Source organism: Fervidobacterium nodosum Rt17-B1, assembly GCF_000017545.1.
Taxonomy (GTDB): domain Bacteria; phylum Thermotogota; class Thermotogae; order Thermotogales; family Fervidobacteriaceae; genus Fervidobacterium; species Fervidobacterium nodosum.
Window position 1 is genome coordinate 1,911,388 of the sequence record NC_009718.1, and the last position, 19,431, is coordinate 1,930,818.

Annotated in this window: 22 protein-coding genes and 1 tRNA gene; all 23 read left to right on the forward strand. The window is 34.7% G+C overall.

Annotated elements, in window-relative coordinates:
- The first annotated feature begins 1 nt into the window (after position 1).
- The 23 genes from FNOD_RS09115 to rsmG all read left to right on the forward strand — a co-directional run bounded on the left by FNOD_RS09115 (position 2) and on the right by rsmG (position 19,426).
- The gene (locus FNOD_RS09115) at positions 2-1,279 is read left to right on the forward strand and encodes a nucleotidyltransferase (protein WP_011994881.1); all 1,278 of its coding nucleotides are present in this window, start codon (positions 2-4) and stop codon (positions 1,277-1,279) included.
- Complete coding sequence (locus FNOD_RS09120) at positions 1,276-4,047, forward strand: DEAD/DEAH box helicase (protein ID WP_011994882.1); 2,772 nt, start codon at positions 1,276-1,278, stop codon at positions 4,045-4,047. The genes FNOD_RS09115 and FNOD_RS09120 overlap by 4 nt, the downstream gene beginning before the upstream one ends.
- A 58-nt stretch (positions 4,048-4,105) precedes the next feature.
- Positions 4,106-4,762 carry a hypothetical protein gene (locus tag FNOD_RS09125; protein WP_011994883.1) on the forward strand — a complete coding sequence of 219 codons (657 nt, stop codon included), beginning with the start codon at positions 4,106-4,108 and terminating at the stop codon, positions 4,760-4,762.
- A 2-nt stretch (positions 4,763-4,764) separates the two neighbouring features.
- On the forward strand, positions 4,765-5,049 hold the full coding sequence (locus tag FNOD_RS09130) for an EscU/YscU/HrcU family type III secretion system export apparatus switch protein (protein ID WP_238374635.1): 285 nt from the start codon (positions 4,765-4,767) through the stop codon (positions 5,047-5,049).
- Positions 5,050-5,081: 32 nt separating this feature from the next.
- Complete coding sequence (locus FNOD_RS09135) at positions 5,082-6,029, forward strand: PEGA domain-containing protein (protein ID WP_011994885.1); 948 nt, start codon at positions 5,082-5,084, stop codon at positions 6,027-6,029.
- A 33-nt stretch (positions 6,030-6,062) separates the two neighbouring features.
- Positions 6,063-7,172: a peptide chain release factor 2 gene (gene prfB / locus FNOD_RS09140; protein ID WP_041256988.1), complete on the forward strand. Its 1,110-nt coding sequence runs from the start codon at positions 6,063-6,065 to the stop codon at positions 7,170-7,172.
- 20 nt (positions 7,173-7,192) lie between these two features.
- Complete coding sequence (gene minD / locus FNOD_RS09145) at positions 7,193-8,008, forward strand: septum site-determining protein MinD (RefSeq protein WP_011994887.1); 816 nt, start codon at positions 7,193-7,195, stop codon at positions 8,006-8,008.
- A 5-nt stretch (positions 8,009-8,013) separates the two neighbouring features.
- On the forward strand, positions 8,014-8,289 hold the full coding sequence (locus tag FNOD_RS09150) for a trigger factor (protein ID WP_011994888.1): 276 nt from the start codon (positions 8,014-8,016) through the stop codon (positions 8,287-8,289).
- Positions 8,290-8,330: 41 nt separating this feature from the next.
- A complete protein-coding gene (locus FNOD_RS09155) occupies positions 8,331-9,062 on the forward strand; it encodes a hypothetical protein (RefSeq protein WP_011994889.1) in 732 nt (243 codons plus the stop codon).
- 29 nt (positions 9,063-9,091) lie between these two features.
- Complete coding sequence (locus FNOD_RS09160; RefSeq protein ID WP_011994890.1) at positions 9,092-9,406, forward strand: hypothetical protein; 315 nt, start codon at positions 9,092-9,094, stop codon at positions 9,404-9,406.
- Positions 9,345-10,178, forward strand: coding sequence for a class I SAM-dependent methyltransferase (locus tag FNOD_RS09165; RefSeq protein ID WP_011994891.1), 834 nt, complete (start codon positions 9,345-9,347; stop codon positions 10,176-10,178). The genes FNOD_RS09160 and FNOD_RS09165 overlap by 62 nt, the downstream gene beginning before the upstream one ends.
- 43 nt (positions 10,179-10,221) lie before the next feature.
- Positions 10,222-11,136 (forward strand): signal recognition particle-docking protein FtsY, encoded by a 915-nt coding sequence (gene ftsY, locus FNOD_RS09170; RefSeq protein ID WP_011994892.1) that lies wholly within the window; start codon positions 10,222-10,224, stop codon positions 11,134-11,136.
- 34 nt (positions 11,137-11,170) lie between these two features.
- Entirely contained in the window at positions 11,171-11,773 is a 603-nt protein-coding gene (locus FNOD_RS09175; RefSeq protein ID WP_238374591.1) for a DUF2225 domain-containing protein, read from the forward strand.
- On the forward strand, positions 11,752-13,332 hold the full coding sequence (locus FNOD_RS09180; protein ID WP_011994894.1) for a 3D domain-containing protein: 1,581 nt from the start codon (positions 11,752-11,754) through the stop codon (positions 13,330-13,332). Before FNOD_RS09175 ends, FNOD_RS09180 begins: the two co-directional genes overlap by 22 nt.
- A 46-nt stretch (positions 13,333-13,378) precedes the next feature.
- A complete protein-coding gene (locus FNOD_RS09185) occupies positions 13,379-13,804 on the forward strand; it encodes an RrF2 family transcriptional regulator (RefSeq protein WP_011994895.1) in 426 nt (141 codons plus the stop codon).
- Positions 13,801-14,847, forward strand: coding sequence for a tRNA 2-thiouridine(34) synthase MnmA (mnmA, locus tag FNOD_RS09190; protein ID WP_011994896.1), 1,047 nt, complete (start codon positions 13,801-13,803; stop codon positions 14,845-14,847). The genes FNOD_RS09185 and mnmA overlap by 4 nt, the downstream gene beginning before the upstream one ends.
- A gap of 55 nt (positions 14,848-14,902) precedes the next feature.
- Positions 14,903-15,424 carry a hypoxanthine phosphoribosyltransferase gene (gene hpt, locus FNOD_RS09195; RefSeq protein ID WP_011994897.1) on the forward strand — a complete coding sequence of 174 codons (522 nt, stop codon included), beginning with the start codon at positions 14,903-14,905 and terminating at the stop codon, positions 15,422-15,424.
- A complete protein-coding gene (locus FNOD_RS09200; protein ID WP_011994898.1) occupies positions 15,421-16,623 on the forward strand; it encodes an LCP family protein in 1,203 nt (400 codons plus the stop codon). Before hpt ends, FNOD_RS09200 begins: the two co-directional genes overlap by 4 nt.
- A 31-nt stretch (positions 16,624-16,654) precedes the next feature.
- Complete coding sequence (locus tag FNOD_RS09205; protein ID WP_011994899.1) at positions 16,655-17,275, forward strand: hypothetical protein; 621 nt, start codon at positions 16,655-16,657, stop codon at positions 17,273-17,275.
- Between the two features lie 11 nt (positions 17,276-17,286).
- Positions 17,287-17,796, forward strand: a complete 510-nt coding sequence (locus FNOD_RS09210) for a hypothetical protein (protein ID WP_011994900.1) — start codon at positions 17,287-17,289, stop codon at positions 17,794-17,796.
- An 88-nt stretch (positions 17,797-17,884) separates the two neighbouring features.
- Positions 17,885-17,969: transfer RNA gene (locus tag FNOD_RS09215), tRNA-Leu, on the forward strand.
- A 118-nt stretch (positions 17,970-18,087) separates the two neighbouring features.
- Complete coding sequence (locus tag FNOD_RS09220; RefSeq protein WP_041256989.1) at positions 18,088-18,819, forward strand: WecB/TagA/CpsF family glycosyltransferase; 732 nt, start codon at positions 18,088-18,090, stop codon at positions 18,817-18,819.
- Positions 18,785-19,426, forward strand: a complete 642-nt coding sequence (rsmG, locus tag FNOD_RS09225; protein WP_011994902.1) for a 16S rRNA (guanine(527)-N(7))-methyltransferase RsmG — start codon at positions 18,785-18,787, stop codon at positions 19,424-19,426. Before FNOD_RS09220 ends, rsmG begins: the two co-directional genes overlap by 35 nt.
- Positions 19,427-19,431 lie beyond the last annotated feature (5 nt).

Sequence of the window (19,431 nt, forward strand, 5' to 3'; positions counted from 1 at the left end):
TATGAGAGTACTTGGAATAGTTGTAGAGTATAATCCATTTCATTTTGGACACTTGCATCATCTTGAAGAAGCAAAAAAGCTTATAAATCCAGATTATGTTGTTGCGGTGATGAGTGGCAACTTTTGCCAACGTGGTGAACCCGCGATTGTAAATAAATTTGCACGAACAGAAATTGCTTTGAAAAATGGTGTTGACGTTGTTTTTGAGTTACCTGTTGTTTATGCTATTCAAGATGCTGGTGGTTTCGCTTTAGGCTCAGTCGGCGTTTTAGATAGAACAGGGGTTGTTACCGATATAGTCTTCGGTAGTGAGAGTGGAGATGTAACTTTTCTTAGAAAAGTTGCTAATCTTCTCACTAACCAAACACCTGAGTTTGAGAAAACTTTTAAGAGACATTTGAAGATGGGATATTCGTATCCAAACGCAAGAAAGTACGCTTTGATGGATGTTTTGAGTAACGATGTTGAGAAATTGTCAAAATCTAACGATATACTGGGAATAGAATACATCAAAGCCTTAATAAAGTATTCCAGTGATATCCAGCCGCATGTTATCAAAAGAATTGGTGCTGACTACAATGATGAGCAATTTAAAGGGAAATTTTCATCTGCGAGCGCGGTGAGAAAGGCTATAAAAGAGAATAAATTTGAACAAACGAAAGAAGCTTTACCGGAATGGACCTTCAAAATTCTTGAGCGAGAGTTTTCTGAAGGTAGGGGGCCAGTTTTCCTTGAATATTTTGATTTTGTTATAGCGATGTTTAGGAAATTAAAACGCGAAGATTTTGAAAGGATTTATAGTTTTAACGAAGGACTCGATTTGAGGTTTTACGAAAGCGCAAGAGAAAGCGGAAACTTGCAAGATTTTGTTGAAAGAGTGAAAGCTAAAAGATTTACATATTCACGCATTAGAAGAGCTATTTTTCATGTGTTGTTTGACATGGAAAAGTCTTTTGTTGAGTTAAGTAACGAAAAAGGACCACAGTATTTGAGGGTCCTTGGTTTTACCAAAAGGGGAAGAGAGTTGTTGAAAGCGATGAAAAAAAATTCAAAGGTGCCAATTATTTCAACTGCGTCTTTGTATAGAAACGTGCTTGAAGAAGCAAAGAAGAAAATTGCCGAAGGAAAGGTTAGCTGGGAAATCGATGAGTCGTTATACATTTGGCAATTTGAGAGAGATTTGCTTGCAAGTGATATATATACGTTTTTGTATCCAAATAAGTTTCAGCGGAAAGCTGGCATGGATTTTGAATACAAAGTTATTGAGATGTTAGGGTGATTCTTTTGTCAAACGAAATTTTGATTGTACCGAGTGAAAAAGAAACTAACATAGAAGGTTACTATTACATACCTGATTACGATGTCTTACCATATGAAAATCTAAGACCTTCCTGGTATGTCCGTTCAAGAAGAATTTACGCGCTTTATCTTGCTGTCCAGGGTAAACTCAAAGGTATTGCAACGTTGAGGGCTTTACTCCATTATGTTATGAAACCTTCAGAGTTTAAGAAGTATATCTATCATTTGAAACCTGGTGATGAGCTCTCGTCACCAGAAGAGTTATTTGCAAAACTTGGTTATGAAAGGGTTTTTAATGTACGTGAAGGTGGCACATTTTCCATTCGTGGCGAAATAATAGATTACCTTGGACCAGATAATATGCCCGTGAGAATTGAATTGTACGGTAATTTAATTGAAGAAATTAGAAGGTTTGATTTGAAAACACAACGAAGCCAAGAAAAGCTTGAAAGTGCGTTACTTTTGCCGGCAAGAGAATTTGTTGTTGAAGAATTCAAAAAAATAGAAAAATTAGAGCCTATAGATGAGCAGTTAACTGGAAAATACTGCGATGGTACGTTTTTGGATTACAATGTTAATTTTTATATATACAATAAGAAATCTGTTATTGAGCATTTTTCATCTTTTGAAAGGGAATTGAGAAATTCTATACAGGATATATATCAAAAAGACGAATACAAAAAATTTGGAATAATAAGCTACGAAGATATTCTTTCGAAGGCTCAAGAAATTGAACTAAAACAGCCAATAACTCAAGAAAAGTTATTGATTGAAGAAGAGTATATTCCTTCAGCTCCTGTTTTATCTGAAGATGAGCTTCAGGTTGGTGATTTGGTAGTTCACAAGAGATATGGAATTGCCCGCTTTACAGAAATAAAGAAAGTTGAAACGATTTCTGGTGCAAAGGAGTTTCTTGTTTTGAATTTTGCAGATTCGACTTTGTACGTTCCAATAGAGAGAATCGATTTGATAGATAAATATATTGGCGATGATGTAAATGTTAAGTTGGATTCTTTAAAGAAAGGAACATGGTCAAAGAAGGTATCAAAAGCGAAAAGAAATATAGAGACGATTGTAAGGGATATGCTTTTAATACATTACATTAGAAATAATACAACTGGAGTTGCTTTGCCTGGTGACTCTGAGCTCGAAAGTGAGTTTGCGAAGACGTTTCCGTATATAGAAACGGAGGACCAGTTAAAAGCTATACAAGATGTTTTTGAAGATCTTGTAAGTGGAAAACCTATGGATAGGTTACTTGTTGGTGACGCCGGATATGGAAAGACGGAAGTAGCAATTAGAGCTATATTTCGAGCAATTGTCTCAGGTAAACAAGCGGCATTGTTAGCTCCAACAACTGTTCTTGCAAGACAACATTACGAAAATATCGCTGAAAGGTTTAAGCCGTTCGGTATAAGAGTTGCGCTGCTTGATAGGTTTGTGACAAAGAAGGAAAGAGAAGAAATATTACGCGATGTGAAAAATGGAAAGATAGACTTACTCATTGGCACGCATAGTATCTTAAATAACGTGGTTTTCGCTGATTTAGGGCTTGTTGTAATTGACGAAGAGCAAAAATTTGGTGTTGAACAGAAAGAGAAGTTCAAAAAGCTTAGAGTAAATGTCCATGTTTTATCTATGAGTGCTACGCCGATACCAAGGACACTTCACATGGCACTCTCTGAATTGAAAGAATTTTCTGAAATTAAAACACCTCCATTTGGAAGAAAGGAAGTGCAGGTACATATTGGACCTTTCGACGATAGGATTGTTAGGATAGCGATACTTCGTGAAATAAACAGAGGAGGACAAGTGATTTATGTACACAATAGAGTGAATACGATATACGATGTGTACGAAAGGTTAAAAGAGCTTCTACCTGAGGTATCGATAGTCATTGGTCACGGTCAACAATCTAAAAGCGAATTGAAGAGGGCAATCGATATGTTTTTCCATGGTAAGGCAGATGTTCTTTTGTGCACTACAATAGTTGAAAATGGCGTTGATGTTCCAAACGCAAATACGTTGATAGTTGATGATGCTCACAGATATGGACTTGCTCAGTTATACCAGCTCAGGGGAAGAGTTGGAAGGAGTGATAAGATATCTTTTGCGTACTTTTTCCATCCAAAGCATGTTAACGATAAGGTACTTGAAAGGTTGTACGCGATAAAGTCTTACGTTGGACCTGGAAGTGGATTGAAGATAGCGATGAGAGATATGGAAATTCGAGGTATTGGTGCAGTATTTGGACTTGAACAACATGGTTATATTAACGATATCGGTTTGAATTATTATCTTGAATTGCTTGATGAAACAATAAAAGAAAGCAAAGGTGAATTGATTAGCAAGGTAGATACGGAGTTAGAAGGTATACCTGGTAGTATAATAATACCAGAAGCCTATATATACGATCCCTTCGAACGTATGAGGTTTTACAGAAGAATAGCTTCAGCAACAAGTATTGATGAATTAATGGATATAAAACTTGAGTTAGAAGATAGATTTGGGAAGATTCCAAACAGTGTCGAAAACCTTTTGAAGTATGGAATGTTACGTGTACTGTTATGGAAAATGGGAGTTAAAAAGGCAACTATTGGAGATTCCACGATAGTCGTTGAATTTAAGAATGGATTTTTTGAAAAAATTTCTGAAAGGTATATATACAACGAAAAGGAAGATAGCTACATATTTTTCTGTGAGGTCGAAGAGGTATTGGAAAAGTTCTCAACGGTCCATGCTAAATGATTGGTCAAATATATAGATAGAGTCTAGTAAAGTGTAAATTTGGAGGTTTAAACATCAGATGAGAGCCTATGGATTTGTGCTTGAATCCTATGGAAAGTATGTAAAAGTAAGAACAAGAGATGGAGAGTTTATAGTAAAGAGTGATAAGAAGCCTCCAAAGGAAGGGACAAAGATTGAGGTTAAGGACTTTGGAAAAGGTGATTATTTGGCGAAAGTTGTTGCCAAAAAACCCGGTGAGTTTGAAGAACTTCCTAATGTAAAGTTTGTCGAGATTTCCGAAAGAATTACTTCTGGTTTGAAGTTTAAGCACATGAATACGATTTCTGTAGCCGTTGCTTTGTTTCTTGAAGAAATATCAAAGAGAATAGAAATAAGCAATCCATTTATTTTGAGAATTCAAAAGCTTCTTTCCGGTAAAGATTTGGATGATGAAGATAGAAAGTTTGAAAGATATTTGAATGTGTTGTCTGGTAGGTACGGTTTGAAAAGTGATAGTGGAACAATAATCTTTATGGATAGAAAAACCAGTACATTTCATGTTTTTTTAGAAGACAACAAAATTTTTGGTAAGGTTGAAGACGGTATTCAAAATTCCGTGGTTTTGTATTTTGAAAAATTTCCAGAAAATGTACAGTATCTGGAAGAATCTTTGAGAAAACATTTTCAGATAGTGTCTATAAAACTTGAGGGTTTTTCAGAGGGAGCGTATGTGTGAGTATGAGTACAAATATGAATTCGAAAGATGATTGCACGGAGAAGTTAGCCGTTGCTTTAAAATATCAAATGGGGAAGGATTTTGCTCCCTTTGTTGTAGCTAAGGGGAGGTGTCAGTTAGCCGAGGCTATAATAAAGAAGGCGGAAGAAAGTAATGTTCCGATCGTTAAATCACCAGATTTGGTTGAAGAACTTTTCAGGCTTGATATATTAGAGATGATACCATCAAAATTATATGTTGCAGTCGCTGAGGTACTTGCATTCGTACAATTACAAAATAAAAAATAATAATAAAATAGTATCTACAGGAGGTGATATTCATGAAAAAGATATTTACGATTATTATTTCGATTACTTTGCTTGCGGGTGTATTTGCTCAATTCAGTTTTCAAATAATCATTGGTTTTGGAAACACTCCAACACCTAACATAGATAGTTTAGGAGATTACTCAGTAATTATATACACAGGAGAACCATTCGCAACAGTTTATATAGATGAGGTTTTTGCGGGAAAGACAGATGCTTTTGGAAAGCTTGTTGTTCAATTTTCTTCAGAAGGCTACCACACCGTATGGGTTGTAAGCTCAAATCAGTCCGTAATATATGAAAAAATTATTTTTAAAGTTGAAAAACAACCAAAGTACGTTTATGTTTTTGGTACGGGTCTTGGAAAGCTAACAGTGTTTTCAAACGTTTACCCTGTGTATGTTTACACACTTGATGGAAAAGGAGCCGGTGTTATCGAAAAACGCGGCGATAGTTTGTTAGTACCTACTGGAAATTATAAAATCAGGCTTGAATCACCTGGATATGAAACATTGGAAAGCCAAGTGTCAATTGCGTACGCTAAAGAGACGCCAATTTGGGTTGAGTTTAAGCCCTTACCGTTTAATTTGGAACTTATAGTAAAACCTGAAAAATTCTCACCGAATGGTGATTGGAAAGATGATGAGTGTTACATTAAGATTTATTCTTCAAGAAGTGCAGAAGGGACACTTCAAATAACTGATTTTTCTGGTAAAATAGTATTAGAAAAAAGTTTGACTGTTAAACCCGGAACAACTGAGATAAAATGGGACGGTGGAGGAAATAAGGACGGTACATATACCGTCAGTGTTTTGTTATCTGATGGAATCAGCCAGGTTGAAAAGAAAGCTAATGTAATTATAGACACAAGCACGTATACATACACAAAAGAAATTACTTTGACTTTTTTGACTGTATTTTTGGCAATAATGGGATACTTGATTTATACAAGTATAAAATAACGGATAGTGATGGTAAAGTTGGAGGTGTAAGTTGTGATTACTTATGAGATGAAACAACGAATCGATGAGCTTAAGAAGAAGTATGATGATATTATCGAAGTTTTTCACCCTGAAGATAAGAAGGAAAAGCTCAAAGAACTTGAATCAGAGACGTTAAAACCAGATTTTTGGAACGACCAAAAGAAAGCTCAGCAGATAAATAGAGAAATTCAGAGGATTAGAAGGATAGTCGAAGACATGGAAAAGATTAAAGTTTTGTTTGAAGATATTGAAGTTGGTATTGAACTTGCCGAAGAAGATCCTTCTATGCAAGAGCATCTGGAACAAATAGTTGATGAAGTTGGTGAAAAGATAAGGGAATTTGAATTAGCTTTGATACTTAATGGAAAATTCGATGGTTCTAATGCGTATCTTTCTATACACCCAGGTGCTGGGGGTACCGAATCGCAAGACTGGGCATCTATGCTTTTAAGGATGTACATGCGTTGGGCAGAAAGAAAAGGTTTTTCTGTAGAATTGGTTGATTATCAAGAAGGCGAAGAAGCGGGTATAAAGAGTGCGACGCTGTATATAAAAGGTGATTTTGCTTATGGATATCTTAAGTACGAACGTGGTGTACATAGGCTTGTGCGTATTTCACCTTTTGATGCAAATAAGAGAAGGCATACGTCTTTTGCTTCTGTAAACGTACTCCCTGAAATAGAGGATGATATAGATATAGAAATTAGACCAGAGGATTTAAGAGTTGATACGTACAGAGCAAGTGGTGCAGGTGGACAATACGTTAACAAAACGGAGTCTGCGATAAGGATTACTCACTTGCCAACCGGTATAGTTGTTACATGTCAAACGGAACGTTCGCAGTTGCAAAATAGAGAAACAGCTATGAAGATGTTAAAAGCACGGTTATACCAACTTGAACTTGAAAAGAGAAGAAAACAGATTGAGCAAATTCAAGGAGAGTTAAGGGATATCAGCTGGGGAAATCAGATTCGCTCTTATGTCTTCCAGCCGTACACTATGGTTAAAGACCATAGAACAGATGTTGAAACTGGAAACATCGAAGCTGTGATGGACGGAGAAATTGACATGTTCATCGAAGCAGAATTAGTTTACTATGCTAAGCTTGGAATAAACGAGTAAATTACGGGGAGTGGGATGTGATGGCGGGTAAACAAAAAGTATTTGTTGTAACTTCCGGTAAGGGTGGAGTCGGTAAAACGACTTTCGCTTCTAATTTAGGTTGCACACTCGCGAAAATGGGTGAGAAAGTTTGTCTTATAGATGCTGATATAGGTCTTAAGAATCTTGACGTTGTTTTAGGTTTGGAAAACAGGATTATATACACATCGTTCGATGTTGTCAATGGTACTGTTTCGGCAAAAGAAGCTCTTGTAAGACATAAGCAATTGAAAAATCTATATCTTCTTGCAGCATCACAAGTTGCAACTAAAGAGATGATGTCTCCAGAAGATATGAAGAGGATCGTTCAAGAGCTTTACGATGATTTTGATTACATACTTATAGATTCTCCTGCCGGTATTGAAAGGGGATTCAGGAACTCCGTTGCACCTGCAGAGGCTGCATTTATTGTTACGACTCCAGAATTACCTGCAATCTCTGATGCCGATAGAGTTATTGGATTACTTGAGAACTACGGATTCTCCGAAGATAGAATGTATATTGTCTTAAATAAATTTAAACCACACATGGCAAGACGTGGGGAAATGTTGGATAAAACAGATGTTGAAAAAGCCCTTGCAATGAGGATTATCGGTGTAATTCCTGACTCGGAAGAAGTTATTATAGCAACGAACAAAGGAATTCCTGCTGTACTTGAAGATGGAGTTGTAATAGGAAAGAGTTTTGAGAATATAGTGAAGAGGGTTAAGGGGGAAGACATACCAATAGAAGAAGACCTCAAAGGTGTTTCCAAAGGATTTCTCTCTTCATTACTTTCTGTATTTAAGAAGAGGTGAGAGCGATGTGGATTATCGATATATTCAAGAAGAAAAAACACAAAAATATAAAATCTCCAAAAGAGGAAGCTGCTGAAAGACTTGAAACAATGCTTACAAGAAGAAGAGAGATAGTGAGAATGATACCTGTTGAAGAGTTTGAAGCTAATTCCGAAGATATAAAATACGCAGTAATTGAAACAATAGCAAGAAAATTCAACATACCACCAGAAAAGGTTAAGGTGGATTACCACGAACAAAATGGTTACGTTGTAATTGTAACAAACGTTAATTTCAAATGATTAAATACAATTAAATCAACTAAGAAAGAGGTTGAGAAAATTTGAAAAGAATAGTTGTACTTTTATCTATTATTGTTATAGTTCCGGTTTTGTTCAGCAGCTGTGGTTTTTTACTGAATCAACTGATTACCGGAACTAATCAAAGACAGTATAATGTACAATTTTTTATTAACGGTTTGCCAAGAGAATTCTTAAATTCCGGTATCAGTAAATTTCAAGATGTAAAAATCGATGAAACACGTATAGAGATTAAAATCTCTATAGGAGGTGTTGATTACAGTATCTCTGAAACTAAAATTTCGTCATTTGTTAATGGATTTGGTGGTACTTTTAATGCTCAAGAGTCTAAAAACATAAGTATCGAAGGAACTGTCACTATCAGATACAGTACTGATACTTCTTTTGAATCAACGGAAGTAAGATTGAGCTTTCCTAAAAGTACTTATACTATTCCAAATAAATCAAAGAATTTTTACGTAGTTTTTGACGTTCCGTATAATAGCAATGTTCCAACGATAAGAATTATCGATTATCCGTATACTTACAGATTCATTCTCATTACTTCAGATGAGCAATTTGTTAAAATAACAGATGGAACAAATGCTTACAGAATGTTTACAAGTGAACTCTCTGGAAGGAAGCAATGTACGTTTGTTACTGAAAGAGGGACGACGAAATTTTATATTTTTGAATCTGAAAAAGGAATTACAAACTCGGGAACTCCTAAACCAGTTGGTATCTCACCAGACTATGAAGAAATTGATTTGAAATAGTTTTGAAAACACAAAGAGGTGTCCTAAATGTGAGATTAAAAGAAAAAAAACAAAGAAAGCAGTTGAATATCATTATACTTTTCTATATTGTTGTGTTTATAGTATTCCTTGGTTACTTTCTCACAAGTTATCTTAGGTATAAGGCTATACTTGAAGAATATAGAACTATAAAAGAAGCTTACGAGAAAGAAAAAAAGGAACTGAAAGACAAAGAGGAAACTTTAAGAAAATTGGAAAGTATCATCAAGGCACTCGAAGAAAAGGAGGCAAGTAATACAAGCAATGAAATATCACAATCAACAGATACATCAAATAACATTCCATCAGACTCAAAAATATACTAATAAAGTAGTTATAACTACATCGCATAAGGCATCAAATGAAGCTGTCGGACTTGCAAAGTTTTTATCAAAAGAATTTTCCATACCTTACTATAATAGAAGGCATGTCGCGGAAAGAGTTAAAAACGGAGAAATTGATTTTTATTATGTTGTTGATAATAATCTTAATCTTTCGATTCATATAGGTGATCAGAAACTTTTCTTCCATCCAGGTATAGCAAAGATAAGGATGGAGAATTATAAAAGAGATGGTAGAGATTATCTCATAGAAGCTTTAAAACCTGATGAAAACGATGTCGTTTACGATGGAACATTTGGGCTTGGTATGGATGCGGTATTTATGGCATATTTTGTAAAAAAGGTTGTTGGGACAGAAGTCTCACCACATATATTTAGGGTTGTTTCCTATGGCCTCAAGAAATACGTTTCAAAGGAAAATTGGATAAATGAATCAATTAAAAAGATAGAACTTTACAACGAAGATATGAAGGAATTTATCAAAAAACAACCAGATAAGTCATTTGATATTGTTTATTGCGATCCAATGTTTGAAAATCCTGTTTTTGAAAGTTCTTCACTCAATCCTATAAGACCTTTCGCAAGCTATGATACGATAAATGATGAAACAATTCAGGAAATGATTAGAATAGCACGTAAGAGAGTAGTAATAAAATCCTTAGAAAGGGATAGATTAATTGATAAATTGAATATTAATTTTAATAGAATAATTATGAGTAGGAAAAATGGTCTAGTGTTTGCATGTTTGGATCTTTAACGTTTTTATATTTTTCATATTTCGGATTTTGGAGGTGTCAATTGTGGGTTTTTTCGATAAGCTAAGAGACGGACTCAAGAAAAGTAGAGAAAGTTTTTTTAACAAGATAGGACAAATATTGAAATTTAAAAAGTTTGATAAGGAAACAAGAGAAGAGATAGAAGAATTACTTATACTTGCAGATGTTGGTGTTGAAGCAACGGAGTATATCATTGAAAAACTTGAAGAGATGAAACCAGAGGATGCTTTTAGCGCGTTGAAAGAAATACTAGTTGATATATTGAAAGGTAAAAACGAATTGAATGTGCCATCTGAAAAACCTTTTGTGATAAGTCTTGTAGGTGTGAACGGTTCTGGTAAGACGACAACTTGTGGAAAATTGGCATCGATGTTTAGAGGTGAAGGTAAACAGGTAGTTATAGGTGCATGTGATACATTTAGAGCAGCAGCGATTGACCAATTAAGAGTTTGGGCAGATAGGTCTGGTGCGACTTTTATAGCACACATGGAAGGAGCCGATGCTGCTGCAGTCGCGTATGATGCTGTTAATCACGCGATTTCAAAAGGAAAAGATGTTGTACTTTTAGATACAGCAGGAAGGCTGCATAATAAAAAGCATTTGATGGATGAACTTCAGAAAGTAAACAGAGTTATTCAAAAATTAATGCCGAATGCTCCTCATGAAGTATTGCTTGTACTGGATGCAGTTACAGGGCAAAATGGTCTCCAGCAGGCTAAAATATTTAAGGAAGTTGTTAATGTAACAGGAATTGTTCTGACAAAACTTGATGGTACGGCAAAAGGCGGTATTGCTATTGCAATTGCGAAAGAATTAGGAATACCAATCAAATTTATAGGTGTTGGAGAAGGGATAGATGACCTTAAACCGTTTGACCCTGTGGCTTTTGTTGAAGCCCTTATGGCAGGGGATGAAAACAATGCCGGATCTTTGGGATAAAAAGTATGTTTGCCCAATCTGTGGGAGTCAGGTTGTGAGTAAGAAAGTTTTTACAGATAAGGTGAAGATAAAAGAATACGAACCGGATATGAAACCAAATTACGAAGGTGTTAATGCACTTTTGTATTCTGCTGTTGTATGCAATCAGTGCCATTATGCGGCACTTGATACCGAGTTTGAGAATCATGTTTCGCCGATTTATCTTGACCAAATAAGAGATATACAAAGGAAGATTAAAATACCAGACAATGTATCTTTTTCTGCTGAACGTGACCACAGAGCAGCTATTTTATCTTACGCTCTTGCAGCGCTGTTTTATGAAGCGAAAAAGCAACCATGTAGAACTGCAGAGATGTATTTACGAATCGCATGGCTTTATAGGGAACTAAAAGATAAAGAAAATGAATACAAAGCTTTAGCAAGGTCATTATTGAGCTTTGAAGAATGTTATTCTAAAGCAAATATATCTGAAGAGAAAGAACCAATGGTTATATTTTACCTCGGAGAGCTTTCTTACAGACTTGGTAAGATGGAAGATGCAAGAAGGTGGTTTTCTATATTGATTAATAAATATAGAAATTCTAATTCATATTATGTTAAGGCAGGGAGAGATAGATGGCAAGAAATAAAAGAGTAGGTATTTTAAAAACGATGATTCTTTTCCTTCTTTTCATTATATTTTTATCGCTTTATGGCTGTTTCCCTCTAGGAAATTATTTTGAGCTCTCCATGAGAATTGAAGAATTAGAAAGTAGGGTTGATAATATAGAACAATCCTATGGCCAGAGTGTTTCTGATAAGATAAAAGGAGATAAGGAGATTGTTGGGATAAAAAATAACATTTCTGAAATTAAATCAAATGTAGAGATGATTGATAAAAAAGTTGTAAATTTAAACTCTCAAGTTATTAATTTGAATGATAAGGTTTCAAGCTTGCAAAAGGATGTATCCGCCATAAAAGCAGATTTACCTAATGTGAAAGCCAATTTGAGTGACCTTGAAAAGAAATTAACTTCGACCAATAATTCTATGACAAAATTAAGTAATCAAGTAAGTGATTTGGACAAAAGATTGAGTAATTTTGAAAATAAAACGGTTAGTGATATATCAACTTTGTCTAAGAGAGTAACTACTCTTGAAAATAATAACTCTTCAATAAATACCAAGCTATTCTCAATAGAGAATCAGCTGAAAGTTATTGATAATATTAAAAAGGATTTAGATGTTTTAAGTGCTCAAATAAGGGAATTAAAAAGTCTCAGTCAGCTGAGTATTCAACAGAGTGATATAGAGTTTATTAAGCAGCTTCAGCAAGAAATTCAAGATTTGAAAAGTACTATTCAATCAATGTCGATAGAGGAACTTTTAAAGATAAAAGAAGGGTATATATACTATTTAGTTAAATCCGGTGATACTTTGAGTAGTATAGCCAATGCGTACGGTGTTAAAGTTGACGCTCTTTCTCAAGTTAATAATATTAAAGATCCCTCAAAGATAGCTATTGGGCAATTGATAAAAATTCCTGTTAATGACCCTTCTAAATATTATAGAGTGCCTGTTAAAATAGTACCCTCTGATATTTTAAAGTATCATGGTCAAGAAGTAAATGGGAATAAAACTGTAGGTATCGATATATACGCTAGAGGTCAAGATGTTTATCCAATTCTTCCAGGTAAAGTTATAAGTGTAGATAGTTACAGAGTAACCATAGATCATGGAAATATGATTATGGCTGTTTACGATGGTATCAACACAACGGTTAAACAAGGAACCTTTGTCACAAATAACAAACCACTTGGTCAATGTATCGACGTTTTTCATTTCGAGCTTTACATAGATGGTGAACCTAGAGATCCTTTGAGACTCTTTACGGAATACAAAGGGATTTTCACAGTTACATTTTATTCTGAGTGGGACGACGGAAAAGTGCCTTCACATCCAACATTCAGGATTGCAAGAAACGGTAGAGTTCCAAGTAGTTTTAGGACAATAGCGGTTGATCCTACCGTTATACCTTTAGGTTCACTTGTTTATATACCTACGCTTAGTAATGTTGTTTTTATAGCCGAAGATACTGGTAGCGCCATAAAGGGTAATAGGATAGACGTTTATGTCAGCGATGTCAGATTGGCTCTTAATCAAGGCATTTCCGCACATCCTGTTTATATTCTTTACCCTCAAAAAAATGTACAATAATGTGTTTAAGAAATGAGATGTAAACTTTAGTGGAGGCGAACGTCTTATGGCTATAACGATGAAGAGTGAGTATGCTATTAAAATAATGATTTTGATAGCAGTTGAAAATAAAAGGGTTAACGCGAGGGAAATTGTTAAGAAGTGTCGTGAAAGGCTTCCCCTTGAATTTGCTGAGAAAATATTAGCTGATCTCGCACGAAATGGTATATTACATGCTTATAGGGGTCGTGGTGGCGGTTACGAACTTGCAAAAAAACTTGATGAGATAACAGTTTACGATGTCGTTTCATCGGTTGATAATCCAAGTGATACTATAAAATGTTTTGTTGATATAAATGATAAAGCAACCAGTCCTGAAAGCTGTACAGTTAACAAAATTTGGGAGTCTGTTTTGGAAAAGATGCAGGAAATACTCAAATCTATAACTTTAAAGGAACTTACTGAAGATTACCTAGCGAGGTGCCAAAGTTGAGTGCTAAAGTAGGTGTTTTGCTTAGTGGAGGAGTAGATAGCGCTGTTGCTTTATATCTTTTAATTGAAAAAGGTTATGAAGTAACTGCTTATCATATGAAAACTGTAAGAGATGAGTTGTATATAACAAAGCAGATAAAGCATAAAGTCTGTTGTAGTCCGTCTGATACACACGATGCACAGTTAATAGCAAAGAAATTTGGCGTGCCTTTTAAGATAATCCATGTTGAGGATGTGTTCAAGGAGAAAATAATAGATTATTTCATATCCGAAAATCTTGCGGGTAAAACACCAAATCCTTGTTTTTTCTGCAATGATTATATAAAGTTTGGATTTGTTATGGATGTTGCGCTTTCAGACGGTATGGATTTTGTAGCATCAGGTCATTACGCAAGGATATTAAATGGAAAGCTGTACAGAGCTTTGGATAAAGAGAAAGACCAATCGTACTTTTTAGCTTCAATAAAGAAGGAAAAACTCAGCAAAATTTTGTTGCCAAACGGTGAATACAGTAAGGAAACAATTAGGGATATAGCTGAAAGAGCTGGGATTCATGTAGCTAAAAAGATTGATTCTCAGGATTTGTGTTTTCTTCCAGATAACGATTTTAAGTCTTTCTTTGAAGAGCGTGGTGTTAAAATCGAGCCTGGGAATATAATCACAAGTGAAGGAAAGATAATAGGTAAACATGAGGGGCTGCCATTTTATACGATTGGGCAAAGAAAACTTGGAGTGGCCGCTGGACAAAAACTTTATGTTAAAGCAAAAAATGTGGAAGGGAACTTTATAGTTGTTTCTCCACTTGATGAAGTGTATCAAAATGAAATGCGAGTTAAAAATTTAAATATATATGTAGATTTACCTGATGAGTTTTTGGCAACTGTAAAAATACGCAAAAAGTTTAAGGAAGTTCCTTGTCGTGTGGAATATTTGAAAGATGAACTGAAAGTACAATTCCTCGAACCAGTTTTTGCTGTCACCCCCGGACAAATAGCTGTGTTTTATAACGAAGACGAAGTGCTTTGCTCAGGAGTTATAGAATAAAATAAAAATTTTACTGTTGTTGTTTATTGTTGACTATTCGAAGGAGGCGATTAATTTGATAGAGGTTATGATTTCAAAAGATGAATTGAGAAAAAGAATAAGGGAAATGGGGAAAGAAATTACGGAATATTATAAAGGCAAAACCGATACATTACATGCTGTATGTGTTTTGAAAGGTTCTATTCATTTCTTTAGTGAATTAGTTCAAAATATAGACATGAATGTTGAGTATTCGTTTATACAAGTTTCAAGTTACTCTGGTGTTTCATCTACTGGAAGAATAAGGGTTAAAAGTTGGATAGACGAACCCATAGAAAATAGGCATGTAATCGTTGTTGAAGATATACTTGATACAGGATTAACACTTTCGTATGTGCTTGAGTACCTTAGAAGGTACAGACCTGCAGATTTGAAAGTGGTTACTTTGCTGAAAAAACTTGGGCGTAACCCTCAAGTTACACCAGATTTTGTAGGTTTTGAAATCGAAGATAAATTTGTAATAGGTTACGGACTTGATTACAATGAGAAGTACAGAAATTTACCTTACATAGGTTGGGTAAAGGGAGACATAGTATGAAAGGTTTTCTCTACGCTCTTGTAATATTTCTCGGTATTGCTGCCGCGCTCTTTATTTCCGGTGTATGGATTGAACTATTTATAAAATTTCTTTTCATACCTACGGAGAATCCAGTTAATATTCTTGTGCTTGGATTAGATAAAGACATTTCTGGTACTAGAAGAACCGATGTAATTCTTGTAGCAAGTATTGACCTTGATAAAAAAACGATATTGATTTCCAGTATACCAAGAGATTTGATTATAGATGGTAAAAAAATAAATGCGTATTATCAATCAGAAGGACTTGAAAATTTTAAAAAGCGTATAGAAGATTTAACAGGAATAGAAATTAAACGTTATTTTATAGTCGATTACGATATATTTAAATTTCTTGGTGACGAACTTGGACCTATTGAAGTCTTTGTCGATAGACCCATGCATTACAAAGATGTAGCTCAAAATCTCGAGATAAATTTTTCACCCGGATATTATAAAATGAATGGCAAGGAATTGCTAGCATACCTGAGGTTTAGGAAAACAGCGGAGGGCGATATAGGTAGGTTGGACAAACAACGAGTCATAATTGAGAAATTAGCTCAGAAAGCTCTTCAGAAAAATATTTTCTCACTTACTGCTCTTTACAAGGAAATCCGTGAAAGAACGGAATTTAATATAGAAATTGGCGAAATAGTCTATATGTTTTCAAAGATTAAAAATGGATTTAAATTGGATAGTGTAACCTTTCCATTTAATATAGGAACAGATGGAAATTTGTATATCGATGAAGCAAAGTTGGATAAATATAAGGAATCTTTGCAGTTAGGAGAGAAGAAAACACAAGAAACTTACAGATATTATGTTATCAATAATACTTCAAAAAGGAATTTGACAACTTTAAGCGTGATTGAGAAATTGTTTAAAGACAAGGGCTATTCACCAAATAAGATATTCTACGATGGTGTAGATGTTGATTTTAAAAACGACACAGTATTAATTTTGAGAAAGAATGAGGGATTAAGGATTTATATTGAAGAGATGATAGGGAAAGTTTTTAAAGATAAGAAGTTCGATATAATCTTTGTCGATGATAGAATAGATTATATCAGTAAGTATCTTTCAGTTATTGGAGAGCTTACAAAAAGTGGAAGACAGGTTCTTTTTCCAATAGATTTTATAGTAATCTTGAAAAACGATTCGACGATTTTAACGGATAAATGATAATGTTAGAATTGTTAGGGAGTGAGTTTTTTTGAAAAAACATTTAAATCTTTATAAAACGCTCATTGTAATATTTTTACTATTCATATCTTCTTTGCCAATTAAGATGTTTTCTCAGGAAAAAAATGAAGGCATTAGTGTTTACGGGTTTATTGAAAAAATGGCTGGTCAACGTGATTTTTCTATCTCTGTTAAGTTGACCTTTGAAACATTAGATGGTGAGAAAAGGAAAGTCTTTACCACAGCTTTCGATATGAAAGTTGATAATTTGGAAAATTTTAATTTTAAAATGAAGCAACCTGAAATTTTAAATGGGATTGTTATAAATTATAATATTATTTCTAAGAGAATTGAGTACGTTTACAAAAATATAAAAACGTCAGAAATAGCTAAAGCTGAGACTACTCAAATTGGTGGGATTGTTCAGAATATTACGGATTTCCTCTCATCTCCGCTCTTTGATGCAAAGGAATATAAAGATTACGTGGAGTTTAGACCGAAAAATTTTCAAGTACTTTCACGTTTTGGAGTTCAACCTATAATAGTTAGAATGTATGTTAAAAACGATTTACCAGAAAGAATAGAAATAACTAATGATAAAACCGATGAAAAAGTAACCTTAAAGTTTGAAAAGTTCATTATTGGAAAATAGGGGGGATTAACATGTCAAAGTCGAAATTTTTTATCATTTTTCTGACGTTATTTTCTACCGCAGTTTTTGCATTTGTAAATATTGGTGTAGGATATGGAATAAACAACAATAACTGGGTTGTTCGTGTAGGTTACGAAGATAATATGTTTTCGTTAAATGGGAATTATTTTGTTAATTTAGAATGGGGTATAGATGGTTCAATATTATTCGAAACGCCGTTGGGCGTTTCAACGGGTCCGATGATAGGGATAGTTAACGATTTCCAAAACAATAAAATTTACATGAATTACGGAGGATTTATAGGTTACGAGTATAAAGGGCAAAAAGGGCAATTTGACATAAAGTTTGCTCTTTTAATGGAATATGGTAGTAGTTTGAATTTTTTAGATAATCTTTTTGCGAGTTTCAGAACGTACATACCAGATCCGCCGGGAATGAAGATGAAGGATAAACTATATGTGGAAATGAGCTACTTTAAACAAAGGATTTATATAGTTGTTGGTTTGCTTGAACCGTTTTAATAATTCAATGAAGTACACTTGGTCTTGAAAGTATTATATTTAATGGTATAATAAGGTTGCTAAGATTTTGGAATGTTATTGTGAATGCGCCGAGGTGGCGGAATTGGCAGACGCGCATGACTCAGGATCATGTGGGGTGACCCGTGCGGGTTCAAATCCCGCCCTCGGCACCAAAAGGTGAATTTGTTTTTTTAGTTTTTTAAAAGCTTGGGTCGGAAATATAAAACCGACCCGGTTTTTTTGTAAAGTTTAAATAGAAATACCAGAAAATATATGTTTGGTGGTGGAATTTTGGAACAGGTTTCTTTTTATTCTTATAACTTGCTATGTGGCAAAGCTGAAGAGTTACGCCGGTATCTTGTTGATTCAATAGTTTCAGGTAACAAACTTTTTGTTGTAACTTTAAATAGTCAAATTTTTTTGAGAGCTCAACAAATTCCTGATTATGATGAAGCATTAAGACATGCCACATTTCATTTACCTGATGGATCTGGAGTTGTTTGGGCCGTTAAACGTCACTGCAATGTGGTTACTGATAGAGTACCAGGAATTGATACTATGCTTTATTTATGTGAGGAAGCAAAGAACAGAGGTTGGAAAGTTTATCTTTTGGGAGCAAGACCGGATGTAGTAAATAGAGCAGCTGAAAATTTGAGAAATAAAGGGGTCAACATTGTTGGGTACCATCATGGATATTTTGAAGACCAAACGCCTGCGGAAGAAATAGAAAAATTAAAACCGGATTTACTATTCGTTGGTATGGGCGCGCCAAGACAGGAACTTTGGATTTACCAACACATGCAATTACCATTTAAGTTGGCAATGGGAGTTGGAGGTAGTTTTGACGTAATTGCCGGTGTTAAAAAGAGAGCTCCTAAATTTTTCCAAAAGACACGTTTAGAGTGGTTTTACAGATGGATAACAGAACCAATATCAAGGTCTCGCGTGCCTTTAGATGTGGCTAAATTCTTTTTCAAGGTGGTGCTTGATGGAAAAGACGGAAATTGTGAGAAAATACGTTGAAAAACTGATAAATTCACCGATTAATCTTACTGCATACAAAGATTTTGACGAAGCCATGGCATTTTTGTATCTTGATTCCGTACTACCGGTTAAATCAGAAGACCTCGGAGAGTTTTTTTTAGACATTGGAACTGGTGGGGGTGTACCCGGCGTTTTTCTTTCGGTTGAATTTGATAAAAAGGGTTTGTTAGTTGATAGTATATGTAAGAAAGTACATTTTATCCAACAAACATGCAAAGAACTTGGAATCAAAAAAGTAGAAACATTATGCGCGCGAGCCGAAGAATTGAAAGGAAAAGGTGATTTTTTTGAAAAATTCGATAGTGCTGTTTCTCGTGCTGTTTCAAAAATAGCAACAGTTCTTGAGTTAACAGCTCCTTACGTTAAAGTTGGTGGAAAGTTACTTTTGTACAAAGGACCTGGATATAACGAAGAGCTTGGGCAATCTGTCAATGCCATGAAAGAACTTGGTGTTAAATTATCTGAGGTAAGAAGATACTCAATACGTGGTAAAGATAGATTTTTGTTAGTTTTTGAGAAAATTTCTCATACACCCGATAAATATCCAAGAAGGATTGGTATTCCAGAAAAAAGGCCAATAAGATAAAGGGG

Excerpts from the sequence above, each read along its gene's own strand:
- FNOD_RS09115 (WP_011994881.1), top strand. The coding sequence starts at position 2 with ATGAGAGTACTTGGAATAGTTGTAGAGTATAATCCATTTCATTTTGGA.
- FNOD_RS09125 (WP_011994883.1), top strand. The coding sequence starts at position 4,106 with ATGAGAGCCTATGGATTTGTGCTTGAATCCTATGGAAAGTATGTAAAA.
- FNOD_RS09130 (WP_238374635.1), top strand. The coding sequence starts at position 4,765 with ATGAGTACAAATATGAATTCGAAAGATGATTGCACGGAGAAGTTAGCC.
- FNOD_RS09135 (WP_011994885.1), top strand. The coding sequence starts at position 5,082 with ATGAAAAAGATATTTACGATTATTATTTCGATTACTTTGCTTGCGGGT.
- minD (WP_011994887.1), top strand. The coding sequence starts at position 7,193 with ATGGCGGGTAAACAAAAAGTATTTGTTGTAACTTCCGGTAAGGGTGGA.
- FNOD_RS09150 (WP_011994888.1), top strand. The coding sequence starts at position 8,014 with ATGTGGATTATCGATATATTCAAGAAGAAAAAACACAAAAATATAAAA.
- FNOD_RS09165 (WP_011994891.1), top strand. The coding sequence starts at position 9,345 with ATGAAATATCACAATCAACAGATACATCAAATAACATTCCATCAGACT.
- FNOD_RS09180 (WP_011994894.1), top strand. The coding sequence starts at position 11,752 with ATGGCAAGAAATAAAAGAGTAGGTATTTTAAAAACGATGATTCTTTTC.
- FNOD_RS09185 (WP_011994895.1), top strand. The coding sequence starts at position 13,379 with ATGGCTATAACGATGAAGAGTGAGTATGCTATTAAAATAATGATTTTG.
- FNOD_RS09200 (WP_011994898.1), top strand. The coding sequence starts at position 15,421 with ATGAAAGGTTTTCTCTACGCTCTTGTAATATTTCTCGGTATTGCTGCC.
- FNOD_RS09210 (WP_011994900.1), top strand. The coding sequence starts at position 17,287 with ATGTCAAAGTCGAAATTTTTTATCATTTTTCTGACGTTATTTTCTACC.
- rsmG (WP_011994902.1), top strand. The coding sequence starts at position 18,785 with ATGGAAAAGACGGAAATTGTGAGAAAATACGTTGAAAAACTGATAAAT.